Origin of the sequence: Nocardia lijiangensis NBRC 108240 (genome assembly GCF_001613045.1) — a bacterium.
In the GTDB taxonomy this organism is placed as follows: Bacteria; Actinomycetota; Actinomycetes; order Mycobacteriales; family Mycobacteriaceae; genus Nocardia; species Nocardia lijiangensis.
Map to the genome: position 1 here is coordinate 69,059 of NZ_BDBP01000038.1, position 19,294 is coordinate 88,352.

General features: G+C 68.2%; 15 protein-coding genes and 1 pseudogene. 9 read left to right on the forward strand and 7 right to left on the reverse strand.

Going from position 1 to position 19,294, the window contains the following annotated elements:
• Nucleotides 1-156 precede the first annotated feature (156 nt).
• The 6 genes from NL1_RS15485 to NL1_RS15510 all read left to right on the forward strand — a co-directional run bounded on the left by NL1_RS15485 (nt 157) and on the right by NL1_RS15510 (nt 7,866).
• Nucleotides 157-2,757 (forward strand): bifunctional FO biosynthesis protein CofGH, encoded by a 2,601-nt coding sequence (locus NL1_RS15485; protein ID WP_067839942.1) that lies wholly within the window; start codon nt 157-159, stop codon nt 2,755-2,757.
• Between the two features lie 297 nt (nt 2,758-3,054).
• Entirely contained in the window at nt 3,055-3,375 is a 321-nt protein-coding gene (gene fdxA, locus NL1_RS15490; protein ID WP_011211287.1) for a ferredoxin, read from the forward strand.
• Between the two features lie 7 nt (nt 3,376-3,382).
• Entirely contained in the window at nt 3,383-4,492 is a 1,110-nt protein-coding gene (dapC, locus tag NL1_RS15495) for a succinyldiaminopimelate transaminase (RefSeq protein WP_067839945.1), read from the forward strand.
• A gap of 192 nt (nt 4,493-4,684) precedes the next feature.
• Complete coding sequence (locus NL1_RS15500) at nt 4,685-5,095, forward strand: hypothetical protein (protein ID WP_067839948.1); 411 nt, start codon at nt 4,685-4,687, stop codon at nt 5,093-5,095.
• 64 nt (nt 5,096-5,159) lie between these two features.
• Nucleotides 5,160-6,794, forward strand: a complete 1,635-nt coding sequence (gene pruA / locus NL1_RS15505; protein WP_067839949.1) for an L-glutamate gamma-semialdehyde dehydrogenase — start codon at nt 5,160-5,162, stop codon at nt 6,792-6,794.
• Between the two features lie 64 nt (nt 6,795-6,858).
• Complete coding sequence (locus NL1_RS15510) at nt 6,859-7,866, forward strand: proline dehydrogenase family protein (protein WP_067839951.1); 1,008 nt, start codon at nt 6,859-6,861, stop codon at nt 7,864-7,866.
• Here NL1_RS15510 and NL1_RS15515 read toward each other — a convergent pair.
• Entirely contained in the window at nt 7,815-8,654 is an 840-nt protein-coding gene (locus NL1_RS15515; RefSeq protein WP_067839953.1) for an oxygenase MpaB family protein, read from the reverse strand. The two genes, NL1_RS15510 and NL1_RS15515, sit on opposite strands and share 52 nt — an antisense overlap.
• Nucleotides 8,655-8,817: 163 nt before the next feature.
• Here NL1_RS15515 and NL1_RS15520 point away from each other — a divergent pair, with 163 nt between their 5' ends.
• A complete protein-coding gene (locus tag NL1_RS15520; RefSeq protein ID WP_067839955.1) occupies nt 8,818-9,450 on the forward strand; it encodes a TetR/AcrR family transcriptional regulator in 633 nt (210 codons plus the stop codon).
• A 24-nt stretch (nt 9,451-9,474) separates the two neighbouring features.
• On the opposite strand, the gene NL1_RS15525 is transcribed toward NL1_RS15520, so the two are convergent.
• Both NL1_RS15525 and NL1_RS15530 read right to left on the reverse strand, forming a co-directional pair.
• Nucleotides 9,475-10,218, reverse strand: coding sequence for a hypothetical protein (locus tag NL1_RS15525; protein WP_174553417.1), 744 nt, complete (start codon nt 10,216-10,218; stop codon nt 9,475-9,477).
• 122 nt (nt 10,219-10,340) lie between these two features.
• Entirely contained in the window at nt 10,341-11,192 is an 852-nt protein-coding gene (locus tag NL1_RS15530; RefSeq protein WP_067839957.1) for an oxygenase MpaB family protein, read from the reverse strand.
• 149 nt (nt 11,193-11,341) lie between these two features.
• Between NL1_RS15530 and NL1_RS15535 the strand changes: the two genes are divergently transcribed.
• Both NL1_RS15535 and NL1_RS15540 read left to right on the forward strand, forming a co-directional pair.
• Nucleotides 11,342-12,769: an acyl-CoA synthetase gene (locus NL1_RS15535; RefSeq protein WP_174553418.1), complete on the forward strand. Its 1,428-nt coding sequence runs from the start codon at nt 11,342-11,344 to the stop codon at nt 12,767-12,769.
• 57 nt (nt 12,770-12,826) lie between these two features.
• Nucleotides 12,827-13,219, forward strand: coding sequence for a PPOX class F420-dependent oxidoreductase (locus NL1_RS15540; RefSeq protein WP_067839960.1), 393 nt, complete (start codon nt 12,827-12,829; stop codon nt 13,217-13,219).
• Nucleotides 13,220-13,285: 66 nt separating this feature from the next.
• Here the strand turns inward: NL1_RS15540 and NL1_RS15545 are convergent, their stop codons facing one another.
• The 4 genes and pseudogenes from NL1_RS15545 to dapD form a co-directional block, all read right to left on the reverse strand.
• Entirely contained in the window at nt 13,286-16,567 is a 3,282-nt protein-coding gene (locus tag NL1_RS15545; RefSeq protein ID WP_067839963.1) for a protein kinase domain-containing protein, read from the reverse strand.
• 443 nt (nt 16,568-17,010) lie between these two features.
• A complete protein-coding gene (locus NL1_RS15550; protein WP_067839966.1) occupies nt 17,011-17,496 on the reverse strand; it encodes a hypothetical protein in 486 nt (161 codons plus the stop codon).
• A gap of 128 nt (nt 17,497-17,624) precedes the next feature.
• A pseudogene (locus NL1_RS39480) lies at nt 17,625-17,909 on the reverse strand (UDP-glucose 4-epimerase GalE); the annotation flags it as partial.
• Between the two features lie 231 nt (nt 17,910-18,140).
• Entirely contained in the window at nt 18,141-19,088 is a 948-nt protein-coding gene (gene dapD / locus NL1_RS15560; RefSeq protein ID WP_067839972.1) for a 2,3,4,5-tetrahydropyridine-2,6-dicarboxylate N-succinyltransferase, read from the reverse strand.
• Nucleotides 19,089-19,294 lie beyond the last annotated feature (206 nt).

The window sequence follows — 19,294 nt, forward strand, 5'->3', positions numbered from 1 at the left end:
GAACGTTCGCCGCCCCGCGCCGCCAAAGGTGGAATAACCGTGGTGCGTGATGAGGTTGTGAACGCTCACGACGGTTCCCGCGCGGCTCACCGTCGCCGTGAGCTGGTTACGCTCACACACAAGCACTGGAGGGAGACAGTCCAGGATGGGTAGCGCATGATCGAGGGCGTGACCGAGCTAGCGACCCCGAGCGTCCCGCCTGCCCCGCCCAGCCCGTCGGCCATGCGCCGCGCGCTGCGCCGGGCCCGAGACGGCGTGACACTGAACGTGGACGAGGCCGCCGTGCTGCTGCACGCGCGCGGCGAGGATCTGGTCGAGCTGTGTCGCAGCGCGGCGCGGGTGCGCGACGCCGGTCTGGAATCCGCGGACAGGCCGAAGACCATCAGCTATTCGCGCAATGTGTTCATTCCGCTGACCCGGCTGTGCCGGGACAAGTGTCACTACTGCACGTTCGTCACGGTGCCCGGCAAGCTGCGCGCCGAGGGCAAGGGCATGTTCCTGGAGCCCGACGAGGTGCTCGACATCGCCCGCCGAGGCGCCGCGCTCGGCTGTAAGGAGGCGCTGTTCACCCTCGGCGACCGGCCCGAGGCGCGCTGGCCGGAGGCGGCCCAGTGGCTCGACGAGCGCGGCTACGACTCCACGCTGGACTACCTGCGCGCCGTCTCGATCATGGTGCTGGAGGAGACCGGTCTGCTGCCGCACCTGAATCCCGGCGTGATGAGCTGGGAGGAGATCGCGCGGCTCAAGCCGGTGGCGCAGTCCATGGGCATGATGCTGGAGACCACCTCGACGCGGCTGTTCACCGAGAAGGGCGAGTGCCACTACGGCAGCCCCGACAAGGACCCCGCGGTACGGTTGCGCGCCATCACCGACGCCGGACGGCTTTCGGTGCCGTACACCACCGGCATCCTGGTCGGCATCGGCGAGACGCTGACCGAGCGTGCCGAGTCGATCATGGCGATTCGCAAGCAGCACAAGGCTTTCGGGCACATCCAGGAAGTGATCATCCAGAACTTCCGCGCCAAGGACGACACCGCCATGCGCGACACGCCCGACGCCGGTCTGGAGGAGTTCCGCGCGACCATCGCGGTGACCCGCCTGATGCTCGGCCCGGACGTACCGGTGCAGGCTCCGCCGAATCTGGTGTCGCTGGAGGAATGCCTCGGGCTGATCGACGCGGGCATCGACGACTGGGGCGGCGTCTCGCCGGTCACCCCGGATCACGTGAATCCCGAACGGCCGTGGCCGAATCTGGACACGCTGCGTGAGATCACCGAGGCGGCGGGCTACCAGCTCGTCGAAAGGACCTCGGCGCACCCGAAATACGTGCGCGCGGGCAATCCGTGGGTGGATCCGCGCATCGGCGCGCATGTGGCCGCGCTGACCGATCCCGAGACCGGTCTGGCGAATCCGGACGCGATGCCGGTCGGCCTGCCGTGGCAGGAGCCGGACGAATCGTGGGACTCCGCGGGCCGGGTCGACCTGAACACCGCCATCGACACCGAGGGCCGCAACACCGAGAGCCGCAGCGACTCCGCGCTGGGCCAGGACGTGGTCGGCGCCTTCGGTGATTGGGACACCATCCGCGAACAGGCGCGCGACCTGGCCACGACGGCGCCCGAGCGGCTCGACGCCGACGTGCTCGCCGCGCTGCGCGCCGCCGAACGCGACCCCGCGGCGCTGTCCGACACCGAGTACCTGGCACTGGCCACCGCCGAGGGCGCCGATCTCGAGGCCGTCGCGGCTTTGGCCGACCAGTTGCGCCGCGACACCGTCGGCGACGACGTCACCTACGTGGTGAACCGGAACATCAACTTCACCAACATCTGCTACACCGGCTGCCGCTTCTGCGCGTTCGCCCAGCGCAAGGGCGACGCCGACGCGTTCACGCTGAGCATGGACGAGGTCGCCGACCGGGCGTGGGAGGCGCACGTCGACGGCGCCACCGAGGTCTGCATGCAGGGCGGCATAGATCCGGACCTGCCGGTCACCGGCTATGCCGACCTGGTGCGCGCGGTGAAGCAGCGGGTGCCGTCCATGCACGTGCACGCCTTCAGTCCGATGGAGATCGTCAACGGCGCCTCGCGCGGCGGGCAGAGCATCCGCGACTGGCTGGTGGCGCTGAAGGAGGCCGGGCTCGACACCATTCCCGGCACCGCCGCGGAGATCCTGGACGACGAGGTGCGCTGGGTGCTCACCAAGGGCAAGCTGCCCACCTCGGCGTGGATCGAGGTGATCACCACGGCCCACCAGGTCGGGCTGCGCTCCAGTTCGACCATGATGTACGGGCACGTGGACAACCCGAAGCACTGGGTCGGCCACCTGCGGGTGATTCGCGGAATCCAGGACGAGACAGGCGGTTTCACCGAATTCGTGCTGCTGCCCTTCGTGCACCAGAGCGCCCCGCTGTACTTGGCGGGCGCGGCCCGGCCCGGCCCGACGATCCGCGACAACCGCGCCGCACACGCGCTCGCGCGGATCATGCTGCACGGCCGGATCGACAACATCCAGACCAGCTGGGTCAAGCTCGGCACGGCGGGCACCAGGATGATGCTCAACGGCGGCGCGAACGACCTCGGCGGCACGCTGATGGAGGAGACCATCTCCCGCATGGCAGGCTCCCAGCACGGCTCCGCGAAGACGGTCGCCGAACTCACCGATATCGCCACGGGCATCGGGCGTCCCGCCAGGGAACGCACGACCACCTACGGCCAGGTGGACCGCAAGGCGGCGCCGTTGTCGCTGTCGCTCGGGTAGCGGTCGGCGTCGGATCCGTTCCCGCTGGAACTGCGATGGGCGGACCTGGAGATTGCGCCGCCTTCGTAGTTCGGGGGCCGGAGCGGCGCAAGGCCGGTGCGGCGGCGAATACGACGGTGAGGGACTAGGATCGGCTTCTGGCCGTCGGCGGGTAAGTGAGCCCCGGCATACCGGCCGCGAGCGGGGGCGGAGCCGGTGAAGTTAGGGCAGGCTGACCAGTAGTAACGTGGGGTGGTCGGGATAGGGTTTCGCGTGGCGGACCATCCCCGCAGGCGAGGACAGACTAGGAGAGCGGCAGTGCCGTACATCATCGCTGAACCGTGCGTTGACGTGAAGGACAAGGCATGCATCGAGGAATGCCCCGTGGACTGCATCTACGAGGGTGGCCGCATGCTGTACATCCATCCGGACGAGTGCGTGGACTGTGGTGCATGTGAGCCGGTGTGCCCGGTCGAGGCGATCTTCTACGAAGACGACACGCCGGACCAGTGGAGCGGATACGTGAACGCCAACGTCGACTTCTTCGACGAGCTCGGCTCGCCGGGCGGCGCGACCAAGGTCGGCAAAGTCGACTACGACCCGCCGTTCATCAAAGAACTTCCCCCGATGGGCGAGTGAGACCCGAGTGAGTTCGCGTGGCCGGGTCAGCGCTCTGCTGCCCGATTTTCCCTGGGACACCATCGCGGCGGTCAAGGCGAGAGCCGCTGCGCATCCCGACGGGATCGTCGATCTTTCGGTCGGCACCCCGGTAGACCCCGTAGCCCCGCTCATCAGGGCGGCGCTGAATGCGGTGGCGGAGGTGCCCGGCTACCCGACCACGCACGGCACCCCCGAACTGCGCGCGGCCGCGGTCGACGCGCTCAAGCGCAGGTACGGGATCACCGGGCTCGATCCGGCGGCGGTGCTGCCGGTGATCGGCACCAAGGAACTGATCGCGGGTCTGCCGAGGCTGCTCGGTCTCGGTTCCGGTGATCTGGTGGTCATCCCCGAGATCGCCTATCCGACCTACGAGGTCGGCGCGCTGCTCGCGGGCACTCAGGTGCTGCGGGCCGACGGGCTCACCCGGCTCGGCCCCCAGTCGCCCGCGCTGATCTACCTCAATTCGCCGTCCAACCCGACCGGCCGCGTGCTCGGCCTCGAGCACCTGCGCAAGGTCGTGGCGTTCGCGCGGGAGCGCGGCGCGATCGTCGCCTCCGACGAGTGCTACCTCGGCCTGTCCTGGGACAGCCGCCCCTTCTCGATCCTCGATCCGGAAGTGTGCGACGGCGACCACACCGGTCTGCTCGCGGTGCATTCGCTCTCGAAGACCTCGAACCTGGCCAGCTACCGCGCCGGCTTCGTGGCGGGCGATCCCGAACTGGTCGCCGAGCTGCTGGAGGTGCGCAAGCACTCGGGCATGATGGTGCCCTATCCGATCCAGGCCGCGATGACCGCCGCGCTCAGCGACGACGCGCACGAGGCCCAGCAGCGCGAACGCTACCGCGCCCGGCGCGAGCAGCTGCGAAATGCCCTGCAGGGCGCAGGTTTCCGCATCGATCACTCGGAGGCGGGGCTGTACCTGTGGTCCACTCGCGGTGAGAACTGCCGGACCACCCTGGACTGGCTGGCCGAACGAGGCATCCTCGCGGCGCCCGGCGACTTCTACGGACCGACCGCGGGTGAGCACGTGCGGCTCGCGCTGACCGCGACCGACGAACGCATCGCCGCCGCGGCGGAACGCCTGCGCGAGAACTGATTTCGCCCTGCCGATCCGGCGACGGTGCGCTTCGACCGGTGACGGACGCCGGCGCGCCAACCCGTCACGGTGCTGCTGGTGGCGGCGGTGCGCACGAGCCAGTCACGATGTGCGCCAACAGATGACCGGTTCGCCCGGGTGTATCGCGCTCCGTAGACTCGAGACGCTCGAGCAGGTCGGGCGACATCCCCGATGCCGCCCCGTCCGTCGGATCATGCGGTAACGGCCGACAATCCGGGCGGCTCGGCGATCCACCCGCCGCTCACCCGGCCGCTGCTTCCAGCCGACGCCCCGGTGGATACCGCGCCGAGGGCGGCGAGCGGGACCGATTCGCGTTCGGTGGTCACGCCCGGCCGGGGCGGCGGTCCGGCGGCGTTCGCCGCGCCGCCCAACCGGGTCGCGGCCGGACGGCAGGTCTCCTCCGGGTGGCGGACGTTCTCCGTGCTGCTCCTGGTCTCCGCGCTGATACTCGAGGTGGGCGCGGTGGCCGCCGCCGGCGTCTACTGGAAGTTCGTCCGCCCGAACCGGCCGCAGGCGCTCGCCTGGCCGGGGCACACGGTCGAAGAGGTCCGCGACCGATGGTGGACCGAGGCGCCGTTCTGAACCGAGTCCGACACGCGCTGGCCTGCGGGCTCCGTCCGGACGTGGAATGGGGCTAGCCTGAGTTATGGACGCTGTCACGGTTGTCCCTACGCCAGACAACGAGCCGGTGCACATGTATGCGCCGGGGAGTCGCGAGCGCGCGCTGCTGGTGGCCGAGCTGGCCGAGATCTCCGCCGAATCCGTCGACGTACCGCTGGTGATCGGCGGCAAGCATCGGCCGGGCATCGGCGAGCGGCACGAGATCGTCGCACCGCACCGGCACCGGCACGTGCTGGGGACCTACACCGATACCACTCATTCCGAAGCACACGGCGCCATCGAGGCCGCCCTCGCGGCCGCCCCGGGGTGGCGCACCATGCCCTTCGACGATCGCGCCGCGATCTTCCTGCGCGCGGCCGACCTGCTCGCCGGGCCGTGGCGGGAGACGATGGCCGCCGCGACAATGCTCGGCCAGTCCAAATCGGTGGCGCAGGCCGAGATCGACGCGCCCTGCGAGCTTGTCGATTTCTGGCGGTTCAATGTGGCCTTCGCACGCGACATCCTGGCCCAGCAGCCGCAGTCGAGCCCCGGCGTGTGGAACCGGATGGACTACCGGCCGCTGGAGGGGTTCGTCTACGCGATCACGCCGTTCAACTTCACCGCCATCGCGGGCAACCTGCCGACCGCGCCCGCCTTGATGGGCAACACGGTGGTGTGGAAGCCGTCGCCGACGCAGACGCTCGCCGCGTTCTACACGATGCGGTTGCTGGAGGCGGCGGGCCTGCCGCCCGGCGTGATCAACATGGTCACCGGCGACGGGGTCCAGCTCTCGGAGGTGGCACTGGCCGACTCGCGCCTGGCGGGCATCCACTTCACCGGCTCCACCCGCACCTTCCAGTCGCTGTGGCAGCAGGTCGGTGCGAATATCGGCCGCTACCACGGCTATCCGCGACTGGTCGGGGAGACGGGCGGAAAGGACTTCATCGTCGCGCACCCGTCGGCCGATCCGGCCGCCTTGCGCACCGCGCTGATTCGAGGCGCCTACGAGTATCAGGGCCAGAAGTGCTCGGCCGCCTCGCGCGCCTACATTGCGCGTTCGGTCTGGCGCGCGATCGGCGACGATTTCCTCACCGCGACCGCCGAACTCAGCTACGGCGACGTCGCCGATCTGTCTAATTTCGGTGGGGCGCTGATCGATCGGCGGGCCTACGACAAGAACGTCGCGGCCATCGAGCGGGCCAGGAACGCCGGCGTCACCATTCCGGTCGGCGGCGCCTACGACGACAGTGAGGGCTGGTTCGTCCGCCCGACGGTGCTGCTCTCCGACGATCCGCGCGACGAGTCCTTCACCACCGAGTACTTCGGCCCGATCCTCGCGGTGCACGTCTACGACGACGCCGAACCCGGTTCGTACGCGGCGATTCTGGCCGAAGTGGAGTCGGCCGCGCCGTACGCGCTGACCGGCGCGATCTTCGCCGACGACCGCAAGGCCGCCGAACAGGCGTGCGCCGCCTTGCGTTTCGCGGCGGGCAACTTCTACATCAACGACAAGCCCACCGGCGCCGTCGTCGGTCAGCAGCCGTTCGGCGGGGCGCGCGCCTCCGGCACCGACGACAAGGCGGGCTCGCCGCTCAATCTGCTGCGCTGGACGGCGCCGCGCACCATCAAGGAGACATTCGTGCCGCCGGTGCAGTACCGGTACCCGCACATGGACTCGTGAGACCGGCGGCGCCGACGCGCCGACCGGCAGAAGGAGGCGTGATGCGTGACATTCTCGAGGACCGATGAACCCGCTGCGCCCGGTGATTCTCGCGGCGGCCGCTTCGCCGCGGATGAAGCGTGTGATCACCGGAACCCCGATGACCGCCGAGATCGTGCGCCGGTTCGTGCCGGGCGAGTCGAGGGCGGAGCTGGCGCCGGTGGTGCGTGCGCTGCTCGGGAGCGGCAGGCTGATCAGCGTCGACTTCCTCGGTGAGAACACCACCGACCGCGCCCGCGCCGAAGCTACGGTGGCGGAATACCTTTCGCTGATCAACGAGCTCGCCGCGGCCGACCGGCCGCCGCGGCCGGATGACGCGGCGGTGCCGGTGGAGGTCTCGGTCAAGCTGTCCGCCCTCGGTCAGGCCCTGCCGGGAGACGGTCCCGCCATAGCCACCGACAACCTGCGCACCGTGTGCATCAAGGCCGCCGAGGCGGGCGTGTGGGTCACGGTCGACGCGGAGGACCACACGACCACCGACGCGACGCTGGCAGCGGTGCGCGCGTTGCGGCCGGAATTCCCCTGGCTCGGTGCGGTTCTCCAGTCGTACCTGCACCGCACCCGCGACGACTGCGCCGAGTTCGCGGGCAGCGGTTCGCGAATCCGCTTGTGCAAGGGCGCGTATCGCGAGCCCCCGGCGGTGGCCTTCCAGCGGGCCGTCGAGGTGAGCGATTCCTACCTGCGCTGTCTGGAGATCCTGATGCACGGCTGTGGGTACCCGATGGTGGCCACCCACGACCCGGCACTGGTGTCGGCCGCCGAGCGGATGGCCGCCGAATCGGGGCGCGGCACAGGAGAATTCGAGCATCAGATGCTGTACGGGGTTCGCGAGGCCGAGCAGTTGCGGCTGGCAGGGGCCGGGCATCCGATGCGCGTCTACGTGCCCTACGGCGACGATTGGTACGGCTACCTCACCCGCAGGCTGGCCGAGCGACCCGCGAACCTCGCGTTCTTCCTGCGTGCACTGGCAGCCGGTCCCGATCAGACCAGCGGCTTGCCGAGCCTGCGCCGCCTGCGCAAATCCCACAGGTAGAAGTTCATCGGAAAGAGCCGCAGCCGCTGCGGAAGGCGGCCGTGCACCGCGCCGACCGCGCGCAGCAGCAGGCCCAGCGCGCGGTCCTGGCGGGATGTCCAGCGCATCCCCATCTCGGTGCGCAGGTGCGGCGGCAGCAGGCCGGTGACGATGAACCGCTGTACCGGTGCGAACACGCGCAGCGGCGGCGCGACCATCCGCAGGTCGACGAGTCCGTTGAAGTAGGCGCGGGTGCGCGCGTCGATGGTCTTGGTGGCCAGGTTGGCGGTCCAGTACTCGGCGAAGGCGGTGCGGTCGGCGGGCCACAGCTCCCTGCGCATCTGCAGGGTGGTGCCGAGCCGGGCGGCGTACTGGTAGAACGCGTCCGCGTCGGCCTCGTCGAGCGGGCCGTGCAGCCGTTCCTCCAGATCGACGACGCCCCAGTACAGGCAGGCGGCCACCCACAGCTGGAGCTTCGGGTCGAAGGCGTTGTACTGCACCGGGCTCTCCGCGCCGGACCGGATGGTGCGATGCGAGGTGTCGACCGCTTCGCGATAGGCGGCCCGCTCCTCCTCGGTGCCCATGAGGGCGACCGCGAGATAGGTGAGCGTGGTGCGCAGCCGCTTCCACGGGTGCACGGTGACCTTGCCGGAATCGACGGTGCTCTCCAGCACGCCGTAGGCGACCGGCATCAGGCTCAACTGCATGATCACGTTTGCGGTGCCGCCGAGGAAGGCGGCGACGCCGCTCCAGAACTCCTCGATGTCGAAGTCCGGGTCGGGCGTCGTTGCACGAAGGGGCGCGGTCATCGTCGTCCTCGTCTTTCCGTTCACCGGAGGTGAAGCGATGAGAAGGTTCTATGGACACCTTCTCATCTGAGGGCGGGTGCCGTCAAAGGTCACCGACTCGGGATCGGTGATGGTATGCGATGCTGACGGTGTCATCGTTTCGCCGAACGATAGGGTGGGAGTCATGGCGAGGCTGACCAAATTGCTGCCGCTCGTGCGCAACTCCGGTCCCGAGGACCGCAATCAGGCGCGCGTGCTGGACGCCGCGCTGCTGGCCTTCCTGGACTTCGGCATCAAGCGGACCAGCATGGTCGAGGTGGCCCGGCGCTGCGGCCTCTCACTGGCCACGCTGTACCGGCGCTTCGCCAGCAAATCCGATCTGATCCAGGCGGTCGCGCTGCGCCAGACGCGCGAATTCATCGACGAGGTGGACGGCGTGCTGCAGCGCCAGGTCGACCGGGACGCCGGCGCCGAGGAGCAGATCGTCGAGCTGTTCGTCGCGTTCGTGAACGGCCTGCGCGGCAACCAGCTGGTGCACCGGCTGCTGGCCACCGAACCCGAACTGGTGCTGCCGTTCCTCACCGTGAAGGGCGCGCCGATCATCGAACTCGGGCGCGATTACCTCGCCGAGTTCATCACCCGCCTCCAGGGCGAGGGCAAACTGCCCGCCTACGATCCAGCTCCGCTGGCCGAGATGATCGCGCGCACCGCGGTCTCGCTGGCGTTGACCCCGCAGACGGTGATCCCGTTCGGTGACGACGCGGCCATGCGCGAGTTCGCCCGCGACCACGTGGTGGTCTCGTTCCGGGTGCGCTGACGCCGGTGGTCGCGGGGCCCGTACTCAGCGCGGAACCAGCCAGGCGGGCACCCCGAGCACGTCGATCACCACATTGGGCAGCGCGCCGAGGACGTCGGCGGTCTGATCTTCGGGCGTGCCCCGGGTGAGTGCCACGACGGCGAACCCGGTTCCGTAGGAGGCCGAAGCCACCTCGGGCGCACCGAGATCCGACCATCCCCACTTGGTGCCGAGCACCCCGGGCACGCGGGCGGTTCCCCAGTCCTGCACGGTGCCGTCGGCGGCCGTATCGCCCGCGGTGGCCATCCACGTGAAGATCGGCGACCCCGCGTCCCGTAGCTGTTTCGCGTGCAGGAAGTCGGCGACATCGGCGCTGCTGGTGATCGCGGTGCTCCAGTCGCCCGCGCCGGAACGGGTGGCGGTGAGCCCGTATTCGGCGGCGATGGCGTTGATGGCCTGCGGGTACTTGCCCTCCATGGCGCTGGCCGCGCCGTCGTCGGAGAAGCGGATCATGCGCTCGCCCAACTCTCGATCGGTCGCGGAGCCGTCGCCGTGGCGCAGGGCGTAGTCGACGAGGAAGAGTTTGGACAGGGACAGGGCGCCGCGAGCCTCGTGCTCGTTCGCGGTTCCCCATGATGTGCCGAGGCTCGACCGCACGGCGATCGAGGTGCGTGATGGTGTCTCTTCGGCACCGGTTCCGGCGTTTGCGGGAAGTGCGCACAACGCGCCGGGGCCAAGGATTGACAGCGTTGCTGCGGTCAGTGACGTGACGATCAACCGACGGATCACGATTCCCTCCTGGGGTTCGACCTCCGATGTCGGGCTCTCATCCAGGAGAAAAAGCGTACGCGCGCCCGCGGCGCAGGCGTGGCGGAATGTGGATGCTGTGAGTTAACTGATATCGGTCCGCGCTACACGAGCGGAATCCCGAAGCGGCGGCGCAGGCGCAGGTCCCAGAGGAAGGCGTTCACCGGGAAAGCTTTGACGGCTCTGGGCATCCGGCCCTCCACCGCGCCGATGGCGGTGAGCAGCGCGGCAAGGCGTCGGTCGTCGCGCTCGGTCCAGGTCATGCCCATCTGATCGCGCAGGTGTGCGGGCAGCAGCCCCGCGGTTATCCAGCGGTGGAGGCCACCGAAGGCGAGCTGAACCGGACGCGGGAACATCCGCAGGTTCACCAGGTCCCAGAAGTAGTCGCGGACCGGCGGATCGATGACGGTCATCGCCAGGTGCTCGTTCCAGTACCGGTCGAACGCGGCCCGGTCGTCGGGCCACTGGCCGGGGCGCATCTGCAGCGTGGTGCCGAGCCGTTCGGCGTTGCGGTAGAAGGCGTCCGCGGTGGCCTCGTCCATCGGGCCGTGCATGCGCTCGTGCAGATCGCGCGCGCCCCAGTACAGGCAGGCCGCCACCCACAGCTGGAGCTGGGGATCGAAGGCGTTGTATTTCACCGGGCTGTCGGGGCCGGACCGAACCGGTTGGTGCGAGCGGTTCACCGCGGCGCGATAGGCCGCGCGTTCGTCGTCGGTGCCGAGCATGGCCACGGCCAGGTAGGTCAGTGTGGTCCGGGTTCGCTTCACCGGGTGCAGCATGATCTTGCCGCTGTCGACCGTGCTCTCCACCACGCCGTAGCCGACCGGCCGGGCGCTGAGCTGCATGATGACATTGGCGGCGGCGCCGAAGAAGGCGGCCGATCCGTCGAGGTGGCCGCGGATGTCGAAGTCGTCGGCTGATGCCGTTGACGCGGATACGCGAAGGGGACTGGTCATCGTCGATCCCGTGCTCGTCGTTGAGAAGGATGCACTATGACCTTCTCACTGCCTCTTTGGTGTGTCAACGGTCACAGCGCGTCGTCGCCTAGCTGTGACGCGCGGGAAGGCGCTGTCGGCGGTCGGCGCGCACGCAGTAGGTTGGGCGAATGTCGTTCGGTCCACACCTGCTGCTTCGCTCCCTGAATCCGGCCGCGGTCGCTGCGGGCGCGGACATTCCGGACGCGATCACCATCGACGGCGTGACGCTCTCGCGCAGCGACTTGCTCGGCGCGGCGACCTCGGTGGCCGAGCGCATCGCGCGCGCCGATCGAGTGGCGGTGCTGGCGCGGCCGACCGCGAGTACCGTCCTCGCGGTGGTCGGCTGCCTCATCGCGGGTGTCACGGTGGTGCCGGTGCCCCCGGATTCCGGGCCCGCCGAACTCGCGCACATGCTGGCCGATTCCGGTGCGCAGGCGTGGCTCGGCGAGGCTCCGGAGGGCGCCGAGCTGCCGGTGGTCCCGGTCCGGATGCACGCCAGGTCGTGGCACACCTATCCCGAACCCGACCCGGCCGCACCGGCTTTCGTGCTCTACACCTCCGGAACCACCGGTCCGCCGAAGGGTGTCGTGCTGGCGCGCGGCGCGATCGCCGCCGGGCTGGACGCGCTCGCCGAGGCATGGGGTTGGACCGCGAACGATGTTCTGGTGCACGGACTTCCGCTGTTCCACGTGCACGGGCTGATCCTCGGCGTGCTCGGCCCGCTGCGGGTGGGCAGTCCGCTGATTCACACCGGGAAGCCGACGCCGCAGGCCTACGCCGAGGCGAACGGCACGCTGTATTTCGGCGTGCCCACCGTGTGGTCGCGCATCGTCGACAACCCCGACGCGGCAAGAAAACTGGCGGGTGCGCGACTGCTCGTGTCAGGCAGCGCGCCGCTGCCGACGCCGGTGTTCGAGCGGCTGCGCGAGCTCACCGGGCACGCCCCGATCGAGCGGTACGGCATGAGCGAAACCATGATCACGCTCTCCACGCGCGCCGACGGCGAACGGCGGCCCGGCTGGGTCGGCACGCCGGTGCACGGCGTGCAGACCAGGCTGCGGGACGAGGCCGGAGCGGCGGTGCCGAACGATGGCGAGAGCATCGGCGGGCTGCAGGTGCGCGGGCCGATGCTGTTCGACGGCTACCTGAACCGGCCCGACGCCACGGCGGAGAGCTGGACCGAGGACGGGTGGTTCAAGACCGGCGACGTGGCGGCCATCGATGCGGACGGTTTCCACCGCATCGTCGGCCGGGAATCGGTCGACCTGATCAAATCCGGCGGCTACCGGATCGGTGCGGGCGAGATCGAGACGGCGCTGCTCGGGCATCCGGAGGTCGCCGAGGCGGCGGTGGTCGGCCTGCCCGACGACGATCTCGGTCAGCGCGTTGTCGCCTTCGTCGTGCTGCGCGGCGAGGCGGGCGCCGCGATCGAGAAAGAGCTGATCGATCATGTGGCCGAACAACTTTCGGTGCACAAGCGGCCGCGTGAGGTCCGCCTGGTCGCGGCGCTGCCGCGCAATGCGATGGGCAAGGTGCAGAAGAAACAACTCGGCTGACGGCGGGCGCTCGCCGGGGTTGACCTCGAGTGTGCTCGAGGTTCTACTTTGACGGACATGACCACAACGTTGACCTCGGACCAGATCGACTATCTGCGCACCCAGCAACTCGGCCGCCTCGCCACGGTGCGCCCCGACGGGTCACCGCAGAACAATCCGGTCGGCTTCCGCTACAACGCAGAACTCGGCACCATCGACATCGCCGGCTGGAACATGGGCTCCTCCTTCAAGTTCCGCAACCTGGCCACCAACGATCGCGTGGCCTTCGTCGTCGACGACATCGCCTCGGTTCAGCCGTGGCGCGTGCGCTGCCTCGAAATCCGCGGCATCGCCGAAGCGTTGACCGACGTCGACACCTACATGTCCGGCGCATCCGGGGAACTGATCCGCATCCACCCCGAGCGGGTCATCGCCTTCGGCATTGCGCCCGAGGTCGCCCGCACCGCCTGAACGGGAGATCGAGTAACTATCGCCAGCTCGCCGACCGCGCAGCATGGCCCGGTTGGCGGGCGTAAATCAAGAGCCGGCGGCATCTGATATTTCCGGGAGGTTGTCTTGCGATGTCGCTATCCATGCCGCAATCTGTGCCCTCGAAGTAAACCCCAATTTGGTCAGCAGGTGCTCCACGTGTCCCTCGGCGGTGCGTGGTGAGATCACCAGGCGCGCGGCGATCTCCCGGTTCGTCAGCCCTTCGGCAACCAGTTCGGCGACTTCCCGCTCGCGTTTGGTCGGTTTACGACCGGCAACGTCTACTTGCGCAGATGAGACGTGTTCCCCCAGGGCATAGGCGATTGCGGCGTCGAAACTGAGCGCTGCACCCTCCCGCTGAGCTGCCGTGTAGGTCTTCTTGTTCAGTGCGCTTCGAGCTCGGCGCTCGCTTTCCTCTTGATGGATGAGCAACTCCGAAAACAATACGGGTGCAGTGCTCACCGACCGGCCGATCTTCTCCGCGGCCGCAGTCAACACGACCGCGCGCTCAGGGTTCTCTTCTTCGGCGGCAATCCATGCCAGTGCTTGTAAGCACATGCTGATATTTATGCGGTCGTCCATCGTCCGGCTCGCCCGCAGTGCCTGGGAAAGTAGTCGATTCGCACGTTCGGAGTCACGCTGCCGCCACAACGCCACAGCCAGCGACCACAGCAGGTAAGACTGGTAAATCGTTTCTCCGTGCCTTTTGGTGATCGCGAGCGCGTGCTCATAAACCTCGATCGCCCGGGAGGTTTCGTTGCTCAGTTCGTAGGAGAAGCCCAGGTATGTCATGGCGCCGACTCGGAAGAGGACGTTGCCGCGTTCGGCATACACCTGAATGGCATTCTCGAGGTAGGGGCGGGCGCCGGAAGGATTCCCGCTGAGCAGTGCGAGGACTCCGGCGGCGTAATCGATGTGCGTGCGGGCGAGGGGGTCGGTCGTGTGCTCGACGAGCGCTCGTCCCTCGCGCACCAGAGCGGCCATTGCGGGTAGGTCGCCCTGTACCGCGGCGATGATGCAGGCGGAATACAGCGCCGCGGCCTGGTCGACCGTGACCTGTCCGGTGCGGCGTGCCAGCAGGCGGTCCAGCCAGTAGCGCCCCTCACCGAGCGAGCCGTGGGACAACCAGAAGGGCAAAACAGCGGCGGCGATCCGGATTCCGGCTTCGGGATTGTCGGTCAGGCAGAGTTCGAGTGCTTGTCGTAGGTTCGGTTGTTCCCGACGCAATCTGGCGATCCATTCGAGTGCTCGGGGGCTGGTCCAGTCGGCGTTCGCTTCGAGCGCCAGTCGTTCGTACCAGTCGCGGTGGCGGCGGCCGAGTTCGAGGTATTCGCCGGTCTGCTGTGCCTTTTCGCGGCCGTATTCGCGGATGGTGTCGAGCATTCGGAAGCGCACCGTGGTGCTCGATTCTTCGCGTATCAGGATCGACTTGTCGATGAGGAAGCCGACGGTATCGAGAAGATCGGCTGCCGCGAGGTCGTCGCCGCAGACGAATTGGGCGGCCTCGAGTTCGAAGCTGCTTTCGAATACCGACAGCTGGGCCCACACTCGTTGTTCGGTCGGTGTGCACAGGTCGTGGCTCCAGTCGATGCACACGCGCAACGTCTGTTGTCGTGGCGGGGCGCTTCTGGTGCCGCGGGTCAGCAGTGCGAACCGGTCGGTCAATCGCTGCAGGATCTGCTCGGGCGACATTGCCCGCAATCGGGCCGTCGCCAGCTCGATCGGCAACGGCAAGCCGTCCAGCTGCCGGCAGATCCGCGCGATGGTGATCTGGTTGTCCGCGGTGAGCTCGAACCCCGCGACAGCTGTGGCGGCCCGTTCGGCGAACAACCTCATGGCGTCGTTACGGAGCCGGCCTCTTGGTAGCTGATCGGGATCGGGCACGGTGAGCGGGTGAATCGGCAATACCGCTTCCCCGTCGAGGCCGATCGGCTCACGACTTGTCGCGAGGATCCGCAATCCGGAACACGCGCGAAGCAGCGTTTCGGCGAGGTTGGCCACTGCGGTCAGCAGCTGCTCGCAATTGTCCAGCACGAGAAGCAATTCCCGATCGGCGAGGAAATCGGTGAGTACCTCGCGTAGGGGCCGCGCCGACCGGTCTTGCAATCCCAGCGCGTCCGCCACGAGGCCCACCAGCAGCGACTCGTCACGCAGTTCGCCGAGTTCGACGAACACGGTGCCATCGTCGAAGTCACGCTGGGCGTTCGTGGCGACCCGCACCGCCAGCCGCGTCTTGCCCACTCCGCCGATCCCGGTCAAGGTCACCAACCGCGAGGTCGACAACGAGTTCCTCGCTTCGGTCAGCTCCGTGCGCCGGTCGACGAAACTGGTCAGTTCCAACGGAAGTTCGCCTGCTCGGCCCGAACCCGAAGAAGTCTGCGGCGGTCGAGGTTCATGCGACCCGGCCGAGGAGGACTTCCCTGCTGAGGGCGGGGTGTACAGGGCCATGTCATCGACGGGGAAACCATGGTGGAGTTGAGATGCCCGGAGTTGTTCCCCCAGTTCCTCGGCGGAAGGGCGGTTGTCCGGGGCGCTGGACATAGCGCGTTCGATGATGGCGCCGACGTCCTCGGAAATGCCGTGCTCCCGCAGGTCCGGGACCGGCTCGGAGGCGATCCTGAGGAACTGGGCCACCAACTGCTCACCGCTGCGGCGTTCGAAGGCGGCATGACCGGTGATCGCGGCGAACAAGGTTGCGCCCAGGCCGTAGACATCGGCGGCCGGGCTCGGCGGCTCGCCGGCGATCACTTCCGGCGCGGTGAAGGCCGGTGTACCTGTGATGATGCCGGTTCCGGTGACGAACCCGCCCGCGATATGGGCGATTCCGAAGTCGACCAGCATCGGCTCGTCGTAGTCGGTGAAGAGGATATTGGCAGGTTTGACGTCGCGATGAAGAACACCGAAGCGATGCGCCGTCTCGAGTGCCCCGACCACCTTCACCCCCAGCCGCAGAGCTTCCTCCAGTGGCAGCGGCCCACTGCGGCGGATCCGTTCGTCGAGGGAGCCATGCTGGTAGTACGGCATGACGATGAAAGGGCGACCGTCATCGGTGGCACCGGCCTGCAGGACATGGACGATATTGGGGTGTCCTGTCAGCCTGCCCGCTGCCCGCTGCTCACGGAAGAACCGCGCCCGATTGTCCGCGTCCAGATCGGCGGTGAGCACTTTGACCGCCACCACGCGGTCGAGCGAAACCTGCCTGCACCGATAAACAGCACCGAAACCGCCGCGACCGATCACTGTGGCGTCGTCGAACCCAGCCGCCGCCAGCTCCCCCACGACCGAACCGGACACATCGCGCTGTGTAGCGAATGGATCGGCATCGGTCATGGATCAATCCCCGTCCAAGCCCATGGCAAATGCACCGCCGTTCACCTCTCGATGACGTATCACCAGAATATCGCCAGGTGAATGTCGGCAGGTCACACGACATCGCCGGTCTGTCCTGTGCGGTTGGGGGCGAAGTCCAGGGCACACCTCACCGACGACCGACCGCGCCGCACGCCGGACCCATCGTCCGTGTTGCCGCCCGCGCGCCACGACTGCGGGCACGTCGCTCGCACAGCCTGAGCGCGGCGGCAACCGCATAGCGCTGTACCGCCCGCGAAGCGCTACGCACCTCGCTAAGTAACGACGGCTGGCCAGCAACCACGTCGGGCCCGAGCCATCATGCATGGTGCAACGTGGATAACGACCGCATGCCTTTGACGTCCCCAATGGCTGCCTCGGCCCGGACGCATCGTTGCGCAGGTACTTGATAAGAGCGACGGAGTTCAGTTCGTCGGTACGGGGTGGAATGAGCCTGTCTCGTGGTTCCATCCCTTGACCAAGACGGCATCGGTGGGTTCGGCAGGCCAGCACTGAATCCGGATGTGTTGCCAATCGGCGGGATCCGAATCGGGCGACCTCGTCAAGGACACGCGCAACCGCAGCCACCCCCTCGGAACTGTCACCAGATCACCGTCATCCTCGCCGTAGGCCGGAGAAGCGAGCCTCAACGCACCGGAGTCGGCTCGGAGGCTGCACTCCGTCACCGTGTCGAAGGAATCCTTGTCATCGGGGGGCGGGACGTCGGCCACGTCGATGGTGACGGCGACGTCGCCGTTGACCCCTGTTCGAATGCCAATCGCGTCATCGTCCAGCGCCAAGTAGTCCAGGAGCGCGGAATCCAACCATTGGTCTGCCAAGAAGGTGGACGAGTCGCTATCAAGAAGGTGAATCTGCCAGTAATCGGAGAACACAGTCAGCTCATTTACCACAGCTCTCCTTCATACCCGACCCTCCGAGGCTCTACCTGACCGGGAATGTCAGGCAGCGAGAGAAGTTCCCGGACGCTCCCTCAGAACGTGGACAGGTCACGAAGCAGGCCAGCCGCGATTGCAGCGAGTTAATGGTCAGGCTGCTGTTGGTGGAATCGCCAGGCATCCCGGACGATGTCGATGATGTCCGGCTTCTCCGGCGTCCATCCGAGTTCGCGTTGTGCCCGTTCGGATGAGGCGTACAGCGTTGCCGGGTCGCCCGGTCGCCGGGGTGCGGTTTCCACCTCGAACGGCATGCCGGTGACTTCTCGAATCGGCTCGATCACTTGGCGATTGGAGAATCCGATGCCGCTGCCGAGATTGTAGATCTTGTGCTCGCCGGGGTGGAGGGCGAGCAGGTGGGCGCGGGCGAGGCCGGTGCAACCGGCCCGCGCATCGGTCAGCCCGGTACGTCCCGCTCCGCGCGCGGCGAAGCGCGTCGCTGATCGACTCCCACCGGAACGACTGATTTCGCGCCGCCATGGGTAACTCGTCGGGTACGCCCAGAACGTGACCAGCCACTCGACCGCCAGCCCGGTGCGTTCCGTTCCACGCACCCGACGACCGGCAAAAGGCGCGGAGAGGCGGGCTAGCGGCGGCCCAGCCTAGTCGTTGGCGTGCAGGTCGGCGTTGAGTTCGATGCCGGTGCCTTTGCGCGGGACGACCTCGACGGCGCCGGTCTGGGAGTTGCGGCGGAACAGCAGGTTGTTCTGGCCGCTCAGCTGGGCGGCCTTCACGACGGTGCCGTCGGGGGTGGCGACCTTGGTGCCCGCGGTCAGGTACAGGCCTGCTTCCAGCACGCAGTCGTCGCCGAGCGGGATGCCGAGACCCGCGTTGGCGCCGAGCAGCGAGCGCTGGCCGATGGAGATGACGGTGGTGCCACCGCCCGAGAGGGTGCCCATGGTGGAGGCGCCGCCGCCGATGTCGGAACCGTCGCCGACCACGACGCCCGCGGAGATCCGGCCCTCGACCATCGAGGCGCCCAGGGTGCCCGCGTTGAAGTTGACGAAGCCCTCGTGCATCACGGTGGTACCGGAGGCGAGATGCGCGCCGAGGCGGACCCGGTCGGCGTCGCCGATGCGGACGCCGGAGGGCACCACGTAGTCGACCATGCGCGGGAACTTGTCGATGCTGTAGACGGTGACCGGCCCGCGGGCGCGCAGCTTGGCGCGGGTGGCCTCGAAGCCCTCCACGGCGGCCGGGCCGTGGTTGGTCCACACGACATTGCTGAGCAGGCCGAACTGACCGTCCAGGCTCACCTCGTGCGGCTTCACCAGCCGGTGCGAGAGCAGGTGCAGGCGCAGGTAGACGTCGTGCGCGTCGACCGGGGCCGCGGACAGGTCGGCGATGACGGTGCGCACCGCGACCACGTCGACCCCGCGCGCCTCGTCGAAGCCGAGCAGCGCGGCGTAGTCGGCGGGCGCCTCGTCCAGGCGCTTGGTGCCGGTGTCGCCGAACTCGCCGAGCTCCGGGTTCGGGTACCAGGTGTCCAGGACGGTTCCGTCCGCGGTCACGTTGGCGATACCGACTGCTGCTGCTCCCTGAATGCTCACGTCATGAAAGGTTACCGACCGATCGCTCGTAACGGTGCGCCACCTCCGGCCTGCTCTTTCTCCCGACAGCTCGGTCTGCGGGAGCCTGGGCCGATCGCGGCGCTGCCTGCGAAGCGCCGCTGCCCGCGAACTGGCGCGCCGCCCTCGCACCCGCGCCGCCTGCGAACCGTGCCGCTGCCCGCGAACCCGCGCTGCCCGCGCGAACC

Coding starts and splice junctions, on each gene's coding strand:
- NL1_RS15485 (WP_067839942.1), top strand. CDS start 157: ATGATCGAGGGCGTGACCGAGCTAGCGACCCCGAGCGTCCCGCCTGCC.
- NL1_RS15500 (WP_067839948.1), top strand. CDS start 4,685: ATGCCGCCCCGTCCGTCGGATCATGCGGTAACGGCCGACAATCCGGGC.
- pruA (WP_067839949.1), top strand. CDS start 5,160: ATGGACGCTGTCACGGTTGTCCCTACGCCAGACAACGAGCCGGTGCAC.
- NL1_RS15510 (WP_067839951.1), top strand. CDS start 6,859: ATGAACCCGCTGCGCCCGGTGATTCTCGCGGCGGCCGCTTCGCCGCGG.
- NL1_RS15515 (WP_067839953.1), bottom strand. CDS start 8,654: ATGACCGCGCCCCTTCGTGCAACGACGCCCGACCCGGACTTCGACATC.
- NL1_RS15520 (WP_067839955.1), top strand. CDS start 8,818: ATGGCGAGGCTGACCAAATTGCTGCCGCTCGTGCGCAACTCCGGTCCC.
- NL1_RS15530 (WP_067839957.1), bottom strand. CDS start 11,192: ATGACCAGTCCCCTTCGCGTATCCGCGTCAACGGCATCAGCCGACGAC.
- NL1_RS15535 (WP_174553418.1), top strand. CDS start 11,342: ATGTCGTTCGGTCCACACCTGCTGCTTCGCTCCCTGAATCCGGCCGCG.
- NL1_RS15540 (WP_067839960.1), top strand. CDS start 12,827: ATGACCACAACGTTGACCTCGGACCAGATCGACTATCTGCGCACCCAG.
- NL1_RS15545 (WP_067839963.1), bottom strand. CDS start 16,567: ATGACCGATGCCGATCCATTCGCTACACAGCGCGATGTGTCCGGTTCG.